Origin of the sequence: Geodermatophilus maliterrae (assembly GCF_041018925.1) — a bacterium.
GTDB classification, from domain to species: Bacteria; Actinomycetota; Actinomycetes; order Mycobacteriales; family Geodermatophilaceae; genus Geodermatophilus; species Geodermatophilus maliterrae.
In genome coordinates, this window is sequence record NZ_JBFNXQ010000135.1 from 1 (window position 1) to 11,532 (window position 11,532).

At 76.7% G+C, this 11,532-nt stretch carries 12 protein-coding genes; 7 read left to right on the forward strand and 5 right to left on the reverse strand.

Features of this window, described 5'->3' with window-relative positions:
• The first annotated feature begins 403 nt into the window (after positions 1 to 403).
• The 3 genes from ABQ292_RS24460 (at position 404) to ABQ292_RS24470 (ending at position 2,543) form a co-directional block, all read left to right on the forward strand.
• Positions 404 to 949, forward strand: coding sequence for a GNAT family N-acetyltransferase (locus tag ABQ292_RS24460; RefSeq protein ID WP_369210314.1), 546 nt, complete (start codon positions 404 to 406; stop codon positions 947 to 949).
• A gap of 64 nt (positions 950 to 1,013) precedes the next feature.
• On the forward strand, positions 1,014 to 1,877 hold the full coding sequence (locus ABQ292_RS24465; protein ID WP_369210315.1) for an alpha/beta hydrolase: 864 nt from the start codon (positions 1,014 to 1,016) through the stop codon (positions 1,875 to 1,877).
• A gap of 93 nt (positions 1,878 to 1,970) precedes the next feature.
• On the forward strand, positions 1,971 to 2,543 hold the full coding sequence (locus ABQ292_RS24470) for a class I SAM-dependent methyltransferase (RefSeq protein ID WP_369210316.1): 573 nt from the start codon (positions 1,971 to 1,973) through the stop codon (positions 2,541 to 2,543).
• 19 nt (positions 2,544 to 2,562) lie between these two features.
• On the opposite strand, the gene ABQ292_RS24475 is transcribed toward ABQ292_RS24470, so the two are convergent.
• From ABQ292_RS24475 to ABQ292_RS24490, 4 genes are all read right to left on the reverse strand, one after another.
• A complete protein-coding gene (locus tag ABQ292_RS24475) occupies positions 2,563 to 4,212 on the reverse strand; it encodes a Na+/H+ antiporter (protein ID WP_369210317.1) in 1,650 nt (549 codons plus the stop codon).
• A 170-nt stretch (positions 4,213 to 4,382) separates the two neighbouring features.
• The gene (locus tag ABQ292_RS24480) at positions 4,383 to 5,372 is read right to left on the reverse strand and encodes an LLM class flavin-dependent oxidoreductase (protein ID WP_369210318.1); all 990 of its coding nucleotides are present in this window, start codon (positions 5,370 to 5,372) and stop codon (positions 4,383 to 4,385) included.
• A 113-nt stretch (positions 5,373 to 5,485) separates the two neighbouring features.
• On the reverse strand, positions 5,486 to 6,712 hold the full coding sequence (gene mftD / locus ABQ292_RS24485; RefSeq protein ID WP_369210319.1) for a pre-mycofactocin synthase MftD: 1,227 nt from the start codon (positions 6,710 to 6,712) through the stop codon (positions 5,486 to 5,488).
• A 177-nt stretch (positions 6,713 to 6,889) separates the two neighbouring features.
• Positions 6,890 to 7,045 (reverse strand): hypothetical protein, encoded by a 156-nt coding sequence (locus ABQ292_RS24490; RefSeq protein WP_369210320.1) that lies wholly within the window; start codon positions 7,043 to 7,045, stop codon positions 6,890 to 6,892.
• A gap of 339 nt (positions 7,046 to 7,384) precedes the next feature.
• Here ABQ292_RS24490 and ABQ292_RS24495 point away from each other — a divergent pair, with 339 nt between their 5' ends.
• The 3 genes from ABQ292_RS24495 to ABQ292_RS24505 are packed head-to-tail and all read left to right on the forward strand — an operon-like array spanning position 7,385 to position 10,024.
• Positions 7,385 to 8,101, forward strand: a complete 717-nt coding sequence (locus ABQ292_RS24495) for a dienelactone hydrolase family protein (protein WP_369210321.1) — start codon at positions 7,385 to 7,387, stop codon at positions 8,099 to 8,101.
• Positions 8,098 to 9,198, forward strand: a complete 1,101-nt coding sequence (locus ABQ292_RS24500) for a CaiB/BaiF CoA transferase family protein (RefSeq protein WP_369210322.1) — start codon at positions 8,098 to 8,100, stop codon at positions 9,196 to 9,198. Before ABQ292_RS24495 ends, ABQ292_RS24500 begins: the two co-directional genes overlap by 4 nt.
• 58 nt (positions 9,199 to 9,256) lie before the next feature.
• Positions 9,257 to 10,024: a crotonase/enoyl-CoA hydratase family protein gene (locus ABQ292_RS24505; RefSeq protein WP_369210323.1), complete on the forward strand. Its 768-nt coding sequence runs from the start codon at positions 9,257 to 9,259 to the stop codon at positions 10,022 to 10,024.
• 13 nt (positions 10,025 to 10,037) lie between these two features.
• On the opposite strand, the gene ABQ292_RS24510 is transcribed toward ABQ292_RS24505, so the two are convergent.
• Positions 10,038 to 11,144, reverse strand: coding sequence for a LacI family DNA-binding transcriptional regulator (locus ABQ292_RS24510; RefSeq protein ID WP_369210324.1), 1,107 nt, complete (start codon positions 11,142 to 11,144; stop codon positions 10,038 to 10,040).
• Between the two features lie 123 nt (positions 11,145 to 11,267).
• On the opposite strand from ABQ292_RS24510, the gene ABQ292_RS24515 reads away from it, so the two are divergent.
• On the forward strand, positions 11,268 to 11,532 hold a 265-nt coding region (locus ABQ292_RS24515), incomplete at its 3' end, for an MFS transporter (protein ID WP_369210325.1).

Consider the following 11,532-nt stretch of genomic DNA (forward strand, 5'->3'; position numbering starts at 1 on the left):
GCAGCAGGGCGGCGAGGTCGGCGACCACGGCGCGGACGGCGGCATCGGCGTCCGGGGCGGCGTGCCAGCGGCGGGCCGCCCCGAGCAGCCAGCCGGTCAGGTCGAGCCGGGTCCGGGGGACAGGGACGGTCGTCGTCGCAGGGGGCACCGCGACACCTCCAGGCCGGATGGGCTCCCGGCGTCGTCATCCGCCCCTTTCCGTGTCGTTCGACCCGGGGCGGCAGGTTGCACCCGAGATGATGCCAGCCGACCGGGCGACACGCCCGGGCCTCGGAACGCCGATCGGTCGCATCTCCGGCGGCCCGCGTCCGGCCCCGGCCGCCCGGCCCCGGGGCAACGTGGCGTTGCCCCGGGAGGCCCACGCCGCCGGGGCGACGGGAGCTCCGCGGCTAGCGTGCGAGGCGTGAGCCCGCCCCCGTCCGGCGTCGTCCGGGACGCCACCCCCGGCGACGCGCACGCCTGCGCCGCCGTCTACGCCCCCTACGTCACCGGCACCGCCGTCTCCTTCGAGACCGAGCCGCCGACGGCGGAGGAGATGGCCGGGCGCATCGCCGCCGCCCAGCGCGCGCACGCCTGGCTGGTGCTCGAGGACGGCGGCGCGGTGCGCGGCTACGCCTACGGCGGCCCGTTCATGTCCCGGCCGGCCTACCGCTGGTCGTGCACGGTCAGCGTCTACCTGGAGCCGGGTCGCCGGCGCACCGGTGCCGGCCGCCTGCTCTACGGCGCGTTGTTCGACCGGCTGGCCGCCCGCGGCCACCGCGTGGCCCTCGCCGGGGTCACCCTGCCCAACGAGGCCAGCCTCGGGCTGCACCGGGCGCTCGGGTTCGAGCCGGTGGGCACCTACCGGCGGGTGGGCTGGAAGGACGGCGCCTGGCACGACGTCGCCTGGCTGCAACGCGACCTCGGTCCCGGCCCGGTCGACGTCGGACCGCCGGTCGAGCCGCGCTGACCCGCCCGCCTGGCGCGGTGGCATGCTCCCGCGCCAGGACACCGGGCGAGCACGGGAGGACGCGATGACGGAGGACCCCGGCCGCGCGGTCGCGCACGAGGAGGGCTCGCTGCCCTCGGGGCTCTACTGGCAGGGCTGGACGGTCGCCGACCCGGTCGGCGTCGTCGTGCTGGTCCACGGTGCGCACGAGCACGGCGGCCGGTACGCGCACGTGGCCGAGCGGCTCGGCGCGGCCGGCTACGCCGGCTACGCCGCCGACCACCCGGGACACGGCCGCTCGCCCGGGCGTCGGGGCGACCTCGTCAGCCTGGACGCCGCCGTCGCCGGCGTCGCCACGCTGGCCCGCACCGCCGCCGACCGGCACCCCGGCGTGCCACTGTTCGTCTACGGCCACAGCCTCGGCGGGCTGGTGGCGCTGCAGTACCTCACCGGGACCCCGCACGAGCGGGTCGCCGGGGGCGTCGTCTCCGCGCCCGCCCTCGACACCAGCACGGCGACCCCGGTGCAGCGGGTGCTCGCGCCGGTGCTGTCCCGGCTGGCACCCGGCCTGGGCGTGCTCACGCTCGACCCCGAGACGGTCAGCCGAGACCCGGAGGTGGTCGCCGCCTACCGTGCCGACCCGCTCAACCACACCGGTAAGATGCTCGCCCGCACCGGCACCGCGATCATGCTCGGCGCGGCCGGGATGCCGGCCCGCCTGCGCTCGCTCACCCTCCCGCTGCTCGTGATCCACGGGGGTGCCGACCGGCTGATGCCGCCGTCGGCCAGCGAGGTGGTCCGCGCGCACGCCGCCTCGCCCGACCTGACGGTGCGGGTCTACGAGGGACTCTTCCACGAGCCGCACAACGAGCCGGAGAAGGACGAGGTCCTCGCCGACGTCGTGGCCTGGCTCGACGCGCACCGGACGACGGCCGCGCCGTCCGCCTGACCGGTCCACCGGATCGCCTGACCCTGCGCCGACCGGCCGTCCGTGACAGGGTCCGGACGGTTGCGCCGGGTGGCGCCGGGAACGGGAGGGGACGTGCGTCAGGGACTGGCCGACGGCGCGCGCTTCCTGCGCGCCTTCCTCGCCCACCCGCGGCAGGTGGGCGCGGTGCTGCCCACGTCGCGGACGGCGATCCGCGCGATGCTCGACCTCGCCGACGTCCCCGCGGCCCGGCTGGTGGTCGAGCTCGGCGCGGGCACCGGCGTCGCGACGCGGGAGATCCTGGCCCGGCTGTCCCCGGAGGCCCGGCTGGTCGCGGTGGAGATCGACCCGCGGCTGGCCCGCCGGCTGACCGAGCGGATCGGGGACCCTCGGCTGCAGGTGGTCTGCGACTCCGCCGAGGACGTCGACGCCCACCTCGACGGCGAGGCTGCCGACGTGCTCGTCTCGATGCTGCCGTTCACCTCGCTCGACGCGGACCTGCGCCGCCGGCTGCTCGACCAGCTGCCCCGCGCGCTGCGCCCGGGCGGCACCGCGGTGGTCATCCAGTACTCGCCGCTGATCCTCGGGGAGCTGCGCCGCCGCTTCGCCGACGTGCGCCTGCGGATCACGCCGTGGAACGTCCCCCCGGCGTTCCTCTTCGCCGGCACCCGCGACGGGAGCGGCTGAGCCGCCCGACCACCCGTGGTCAGACCGGACGTGCGGGCAGCAGGTTCTCCTGGTGGTCGAGCTCGCGCTCGAGGGTGCGCAGGCCCTCGTCGGGCAGCCGGCCGAGGTCGCGCCAGCGCAGCAGCTCCGTGCGCTCGGCGTCGATGACCGCCCGGCGCACCCGCAGCGCCGCCTCGTACTGCGGCGACATCGGGATCTCGCCCTCCGCGTCGCCGAGGACCTGCAGCCGCTGCCGGTAGCGGTCCAGCCGGGTGCGCAGGACGCTGCGCACCGCCTCGATCGCGGCGTCGTCGAGGTGGTCGTGCTGCTCGGCCTGCAGCTCGTCCAGCCGGAGCAGCCCGGCCTCGACGGCCGCCATCCGCGCCTGGTTGCGCTGCCGGGCGCCGTCGGCGGCGTCGGCCCGCATCCCCAGCCGGCGGACCAGCGGCGCGAAGGTGGCGCCCTGCCCGACGAGGGTGACCAGCACGGCCAGGAAGGCGCAGAACAGCAGCAGGTCGCGCGCGGGGAACGGCTCGCCGGAGTCGGTGGTCAGCGGCAGGGTGAAGATCGCCGCCAGGCTGATGACACCGCGCGTGCCGGCCCAGCTGAGCACGGTGATCTCCCGGCCCGACAGCTGCCGCGGCACCGTGCGCGGGTCGTCGTCCTCGGCCTCCGGACCGGCGCCCAGGCGCATGTGCAGGGCCTGCGGCGCGTGCTCGGTGAGCCACAGCCACAGCGGCCGCACCAGCAGGACCGCCCCCACGGTGACCGCCGAGGCGACGACGACGGTCGACGTCTCGTACCGGCCCAGTCCGCCGATGACCGCCGGCAGCTGGTTGCCGATGAGCAGGAAGACGATCCCCTCGAGCAGGAAGTCGACCAGCCGCCACACCGCGTCGGTCTGCAGCCGGGTGGCGCTGGAGACCCAGTACGGGCTGTTGTGCGCGATGACCAGCCCGGCGACGACGACGGCCAGCACCCCCGACACGTGCACCGACTCGGCCAGCAGGTAGGCGAGGAACGGGGTGGCGAGGGAGATGGCGTTCGAGGACAGCGGGTCGCGGCGCAGCCGGCGCAGCGGGCGGATGCCGTAGGCGACGGCGAGCCCCGCGGCGACCCCGCCGACCGTCGACAGCGCGAACTGGCCCAGCGCGGACCAGGTGGAGAACCCGTCCCCGGTGGCCGCGGCGACCGCGACGGTGAGCAGGGTCAGCGCGGTGGCGTCGTTGAGCAGGCCCTCGCCCTGGATGAGCGTCACCATCCGCGGCGGCAGGCCGACCCGGCGGCCGATGGCCAGCGCCGCCACCGGGTCCGGCGGGGCGACGGCGGCGCCGAGGGCGATCCCGGCGGCCAGCGTCGCGCCGGGGACCAGCAGCGCGAACCCGGCGCCGACGGCCAGCGCGGTGACCAGCACGAGCAGCACCGAGAGGCTGACCACCGTGCGCAGGTTGGCCCGGATGGCGATCAGCGAGGAGTCCAGCGCGGCGCTGTAGAGCAGCGGCGGCAGCAGGACCATGAGGACGATCTCGGGGTCCAGCGTGAGGTTGGGTCCGGGCAGCAGGCCGTACACCAGCCCGGCGACGGTGAGCAGCGCGGCCGCCGGCAGTCCGGTCCGGTCACCCAGCCAGCGGGCCGCGACGATGACCGCGACCGCGGCCAGGGCGAGCAGGAGGACCGTCTCGGCGTGCACCGAGACATCCTCGCCGACGTCCCGGTCGATCCCCGTCAGCGCACCGCGATCGGCTCCTCGGTCCCGTCCCGCGCGGCTCCCTCCCGGGTCCCGCCGCGAGCGTGCGAGGGGTGGGGAGGAGGGGGTCCTCCTGCCGAGCCTGCTGAGGACGGGGAGGACGGGGTCCTTCGTCAGGCGGGGACGGACTCCATGGCCGCGGCGACCAGCGTCACCGAGCGCAGCCGCTCCTCGGTGCCCGGTGCCTGGTGGGCCACGATCAGCTCGTCGGCGTCGGCCAGCCGGGCGAAGTCGGTGAGCTGTCCGCGCACCTCGGCGGGGGTGCCGACGGCGGTGTGGGTGAGCATCCGGTCCACGTGGACGCCGGCGCCCGAGGACAGCAGCAGCTCCGCCTCGTCGTCGGAGAGGTCGCGGCCCTGGCCGAACAGGCCCACCGCCAGCCGCCGCCGGGTGGCCTCGCGCGCGGCCCGGGCGGCCTCGGTGGTGTCCGCGGCGATCGCGTTGACCCCGGCGATCACGTACGGCGCGTCGAGCTGCTCGGAGGGGCGGAAGTCGCGCCGGTAGGCGGCCACCGCGGGCTCCAGCGCCTGCGGGGCGAAGTGGGAGGCGAAGGCGTACGGGAGGCCGAGGGCGGCGGCCAGGCCCGCGCCGAACATCGACGAGCCGAGCACGTAGAGCGGCACGTCGCTGCCGCGGCCCGGGATGGCGTCCACGCCGGGGACCCGCGAGTGCCCGGTGAGGTAGCCCTGCAGCTCGAGGACGTCCTGCGGGAAGCGGTCGGCGGAGTTCGCGTCGCGGCGCAGCGCGTACATGGTGTTCTGGTCCGAGCCCGGCGCGCGGCCCAGCCCCAGGTCGATCCGCCCGGGGTACATCGCCTCGAGCGTGCCGAACTGCTCGGCGATCGTCAGCGGCGAGTGGTTGGGCAGCATCACGCCGCCGGCGCCGAGCCGGATGGTCGAGGTGTGCGCGCCGACGTGGGCGATGAGCACGCTGGTCGCCGACGAGGCGATGTGCCGCATGTTGTGGTGCTCGGCGTACCAGACCCGCCGGTAGCCGGCCTGCTCGGCGCGCTGCGCCAGGGCGACGCTGGCGGCGATGCTGCTGCCCACCGTCTCGCCCCGGGCGACGGGGGCGAGGTCGAGCACGGACAACGGGATCTGCACGGGGGTACCTCCGGAGCGGTGCGCGTTCGTTGCGGGGTGCAACGCCACTCGGTCCCGGGGATTCCCGCCGGTGCGGCCTCCCTGCTCCTCCCTGGGGGCAGGGAGGACCTTCCTCAGGCCAGGCGCCTGCGCCCGACGACGGTCTCGACCGGCGCGTCGGGCTCGTCGACGCCGAGACGCCGCTCGAAGCCGGGCGGGACGACGACGTCGTCGCGCTGCAGGTCGGCGGTGGACTCGCGGGCCAGGCCGGTGAGTGCCGAGCCGAGCCCGTCGCGCAGGAGGTCGAGGACGTTCTCGACGCCGGCCTGCCCGTTGGCCGCGAGGCCCCACAGGTAGGCGCGGCCGATCATGACCGCCTTGGCGCCGAGGGCGAGGGCCTTGGCGACGTCGCTGCCGCGGCGGATGCCGCCGTCGAGCAGCACCTCGACCTGGTCGCCGACGGCCTCGGCGACCGCGGGCAGGGCGCGGATCGAGGCCGGGGTGCTGTCGAGGTTGTTGCCGCCGTGGTTGGACACCGAGATCGCGGTGACGCCGGCGTCGACGGCGCGGTGGGCGTCGTCGACCCGCATCACGCCCTTGAGCATGAACGGCCCGTCCCACTGCTCGCGCAGCCAGGCGACGTCCTCCCAGCTCGGCATGGGCGACTGCATCCACGCGCCGTAGGCGCCGAAGAAGGTGGGCGCCTGCTCGCCGGGGGTGGCGACCATGTTGGGGACGGTGAGGTCCGGGATCCGCCCCGTCCTCGCGAACGCGGCCAGCCAGCGCGGGCGGAGCAGGACCTGCGGCGCGTAGCGGCGGGCGGCCTCGAAGTCGATCTTGGCCGGGATGAACGGGCTGCCCCAGTCGCGGCCGTAGGCGAACGACCAGTCGAGGGTGGCGATCATGCCGACCGCGCCGGCCCGCTCGGCGCGGTCCATGCGGGCGAGCATCTCCTCGCGGGTGCCCACCCAGTACATCTGGAAGAAGGTCCTCGGGTTGGCCGCGACGACCTCCTCGACCGGCTTGCTGGCGAAGGAGGACAGGCCCATCGCGAGACCGCGGGCGGCGGCAGCCCGGGCGACGGCGACCTCGCCGTCGGGGTGCACCGCCTGCACGCCGGTGGGGCTGATCAGCACCGGCATCGAGACGTCCTGGCCCATGACCGTGGTGGCCATCTGCCGGGAGTTGGACAGCCCGGCGGTGTGCGGGGCGAAGCCGAGCTCGTCGAAGGCCCGGAGGTTGTCGTCGACGGTCAGGCCCTTCTCCGACCCGGCCACCAGGGCGCCGTACACGCCCTTGGGCAGGCGCCGCTTGGCCCGCCGCTGCGCCTCGGCCACCGTCTCGAACCACGCGTTCGCCACCGTCGTCTCCGTCCCGTCGGTCCGCCGGGCCCCACCCGGCTGGCACTCAGTGCCACCCTAACGGCGCACGTGTAGCGCACACCACACCCGTGGACGGGTCCGGAGACGGCGCAGCCCCGTGGTCGGGGACCACGGGGCCGTGTCAGGTGGAGCTGCCGCCGTGCGGCGGCGGGGTGCTCAGCGCCGGGCGGCGAGAGCGACGATCTCGTGCGCCGACTCGAGCGTCGGGGCGGCGGCGAGAGCCCGCTGGATCTCGCGCTCGTCGCGACGGCGGGCGCGGGTGGTGCGGGCGGAGGCCCTGGCCGAGGTGATGGCGGCACGCAGGCGGGTCATGACGGGTCCTCCTCGGACGTCGGACGGCGGCGGTGGCCGGATCCCGGTCCCGTCGGCGGACCCACCGGTCGTGGCTCCGACCTGCTGGGTCTGCATCTCCAACCATCCTCCGAGCCGCATGGTTCGTCAAGCGAACCCAGCGTGACCCACGCCGCAGCCGTGACCGCCGACCCGCCACCGGCCGAGGGGGCGACCGCGCCCGCTGCCCGGTCGGCGGCACGCTCGCGGTCGCGCACCGGGACTGCGCCACGCCGGCCGGCCGGGTCGCTGAGACCGGCGACACACCCCCGGGCTAGCGTCGGCGGCACCGGCTGCCGCTGTGACCAGGGAGGCGTCCCCTTGCCCACCACCGTGATCCCCGGCGGGGCGAGCGCGCCCGAGCTCTCCGCGCACCTCGCCGTCCCGCCCGTGGGGGAGGGGCCCTGGCCCGGCGTGGTCGTCGTCCACGAGGCGTTCGGCCTCACGAACGACGTCCGGCAGCAGGCCGACCGGCTGGCCGCGGCCGGACATCTCGCGGTCGCGCCCGACCTGTTCTCCGCCGGCGGCGCGCTGCGCTGCCTGCGCTCGACGTTCCGGTCGCTGTCGCGCGGCGAGGGCCCGGCCTTCGGCGACCTGGAGGCGGCCCGGCAGTTCCTGGCCACGCGCGCGGACTGCACCGGCCGGGTCGGCGTCCTCGGCTTCTGCATGGGCGGCGGCTTCGCGCTGGTGGCGGCCACCCGCGGCTTCGACGTCTCCGCGCCCAACTACGGCCCCCTGCCGGACGACGCCGAGGCGGTGCTGCGCGGGGCCTGCCCGGTGGTCGCCAGCTTCGGCCGCCGCGACGTCGGGCTGCGCGGCGCCGCCGCCCGGCTGGAGACGGTGCTGACCGGCCTCGGCGTCGAGCACGACGTGGTGGAGTACCCCGACGCCGGGCACTCCTTCCTCAACCGGCACGACGCCGGGCCGCTGTCGGCGCTCGAGCGGGTGGTCGGGCTGGCCTACCACCAGCCCTCGGCCGAGGACGCCTGGGGGCGCATCCTGCGCTTCCTCGACCGGCACCTGCGGAGGGCGGCATGAGCGGTCCGCTGGCCGGACTGCGGGTGGTCGAGCTCGGCGGCATCGGCCCCGGGCCGCACGCGGCGATGGTGCTGGCCGACCTCGGTGCCGACGTCGTCCGGGTGGAGCGGCCCTCGGGCGGCCTGTCGATGGGGACCGCCGGCCGGGACGCGGTGCTGCGCGGCCGGCGTTCGATCGCCGCGGACGTCAAGACGCCCGAGGGTCGCGACCTCGTCCTCGGCCTGGTCGGGCGGGCCGACGTGCTGGTCGACGTCTTCCGCCCCGGCGTCGCCGAGCGGCTGGGCCTCGGTCCCGACGAGTGCCTGTCCCGCAACGCCGGCCTGGTCTACGCCCGCGTGACCGGCTGGGGGCAGGACGGCCCGTGGGCCGACCGGGTGGGCCACGACGTCAACTACCTGGGCCTGACCGGCACGCTGGCCGCGCTGGGCCGGCCGGGCGAGGCGCCGCGCTTCCCGATGAACCTCGTCGCCGACTACGGCGGCGGCTCCATGCTCCTGCTGGTGGGCGTCCTCGCCGCGCTGCACGAGCGGACGCGGTCGGGCCGCGGCCAGGTGGTGGACGCCGCGATGGTCGACGGCGTGGCGGTGATCTCGCAGCTGATGTGGTCGCTGCGCGGGCAGGGGCTGTGGTCGGACCGCCCGGGCACCAACCTGCTCGACGGCGGCGCCCCCTTCTACGACGTCTACGCCTGCGCCGACGGGCGGTTCGTCGCCGTCGGTGCGCTGGAGCCGCAGTTCTACGCCGCGCTGCTCGAGGGGCTCGGGCTCACCGGTGTGGACCTCCCGGCGCAGATGGACCCGCGCGGCTGGCCGCGGCTGCGCGAGGCGTTCACCGCGGCCTTCGCCGCGCAGCCGCGGGAGCACTGGGAGGCGGTGTTCGACGGCACCGACGCCTGCGTCACCCCGGTGCTCGAGCCGGCGGAGGCCGCCGCGCACCCGCACCTGGCCGCCCGCGGCACGCTCGTCGAGGTCGACGGCGTGCTGCAGGCCGCGCCCGCCCCGCGGTTCTCCCGGACGCCGGCCGGCCCGCCCGCGCCGGTGCCGCCCGGTCCGGCGGACGCGCACGTCGTGCTGGCGGAGTGGTCGCACCCCCGCTGAGGGGGCGCATCGACGCGCCGCGGCAGGGTGCCGCGGCGGAGGAGTGAGGAGGGCACCCGTGTCCGACGACAGCGTGCTGGTGGAGCGGCGGGGCGCCGTCCAGGTGGTCACGATCAACCGGCCACAGGCCAAGAACGCCCTCGACGCCACCGTGGCCCGGGGGGTCGCCGCGGCCGTCGACGAGCTCGACGCCTCCGACGAGCTGCGCGCCGGCGTGCTCACCGGGGCGGGCGGCACCTTCTCCGCCGGCATGGACCTCAAGGCGTTCCTGCGCGGCGAGCGCCCGTCGATCGAGGGGCGGGGGTTGTGCGGGATCACCCAGACCCCGCCGCGCAAGCCGCTGGTCGCCGCCGTCGAGGGCTGGGCGCTGGCCGGCGGGTTCGAGCTGGTGCTGGCCTGCGACCTCGTCGTCGCCGGCCGCTCGGCCCGCTTCGGGGTGCCGGAGGTGAGCCGCTCGCTGGTGGCCGCGGCCGGCGCCGCGCTGTTCCTCCCGCGCCGGGTGCCCCACGCGGTGGCGATGGAGATGCTGCTGACCGGTCAGCCGGTGGACGCCGAGCGGGCCGCCGCCGTCGGCCTGGTCAACCGGGTCGTCGACGAGGGCGGCGCCCTCGATGCCGCCGTCGGGCTGGCCGAGGTGATCGCCGCCAACGGGCCCCTGGCGGTCGCGGCCACCAAGGAGATCGCCCGGAAGACCGCCGACTGGACCGCCGAGGAGGGCTGGGCGCGGCAGCAGGCGCTGATCGAGCCGGTGTTCTCCTCCGAGGACGCCCGCGAGGGCGCGACGGCGTTCGCCGAGCGCCGCCCGCCCGTCTGGCGGGGGCGCTAGGTCCGTCGAACAGCTAGGACACCGGCGCCGGGCCGGTCGAGGTCCGGACGACCAGCTCGGTGGGCAGGACCCGCGGTCCCGGGACCGGCCGGCCGGCGAGCCGGTCGAGCAGGTCCCGCGCGGCCGTCCTCCCCTTGAGCCGGGTGGGCTGGCGCACGGTGGTGAGGCCGAGCCCGGCGGCGGGGGTGGCGTCGTCGAAGCCGGCGACGGACAGATCCTCGGGCACCCGGAGCCCGAGGTCCGCCGCCGCGCGCAGCGCCCCCTCGGCGAGCCGGTCGCTGAGGCACAGCAGCGCCGTCGGGGTGGGGTCCGTGGCGAGCACGGCGGCAGCACCCGCCGCACCGACCTCGGGCGTGCTGTCCCCGCCGTGGAACACCGGCACGCCGGCCCAGTCCAGCCCGGCGCGGACGCCCGCGTCCCGGTAGCCGGCCATGCGGTCGCGGGTGACCGCGTACGTCGCCGCCGCCTGTGCCTGTTCGTCCACCAGGCCGGGGGCGATGGGGTCGTGGTGCATCCCGAAGGAGACGACGGCGAGCCGGCGGTGCCCCAGGTCGAGCAGGTGCCCGGCCACGGCCGCCGCGGCCGCGCGGTCGTCCACGCCCACCCACGGCGTCCCCGGCGCGCCGAGGGCGGCGAGGCGGTCCGGCCGGGGCTGGTCGACGACCACCAGGGGCAGGCCGCGCGCGATCGCCGCGGCGAGCAGCGGGTCGTCGTCGGACAACGAGGAGATGACGAGCCCGTCGACGACGGCGCTGCTCAGCGCGGCGAGGCGACGGCGCGGATCGGTCGAGCCCGGCACCAGCAGGAGTCCGGCGCCGGCCGGCTCGGCCACGGCGCTGGCCCCGGCGAGGAACTCCACGGCCACGGGGTCGTCGAACGCGTAGGACAGCCCGTTGTCGTAGGCGACGCCGATCGCCCCCACCCGGCCGCGGCGCAGCCCCGCCGCCAGCGGGTTGGGGCCCGGGTAGCCGAGCCGGCGGGCGGTGGCCAGCACCTGCTCCCGCAGTGACGCGGAGAGCTGGTCGGGCCGGGAGAACGCGTTGGACACGGTCTTGGCCGACACGCCGAGCTCGTGGGCGACGGCCTGCAGCGTCACCGGGCGGGCACGGTCGGAGGGCACGCGCACATCGTGCGTGCTTCATCGATGAAGAAGACGGGTAGCCCCCGCTCCGTGACCGAGGCGACCTCTCCGGCGGGCACAGCCACCCCGACCCCTCGCGGTGCGGTGCCGACCCTGTGCGCGGTGCAGTTCGTCGACGTCCTCGGCACCACGCTCGTCATCGCCGCGCTGCCCACGATGCTGGCCGACCTGGGCGCCCCGGCAGCGGCGGCGACGCCGGTCGTGACCGTCTACGCCGTGCTCTTCGGCGCGCTGCTGATGCCCGGGGCGCGGCTGGGAGACCGGTACGGCTCCGCCCGCGTCCTCCAGGTGGGGCTGGGGGCGTTCGGCGCGGCCTCCCTGGCCGCGGCGACCGCGCCCTCGGTCGGGGTCCTGGTGGGCGCCCGCG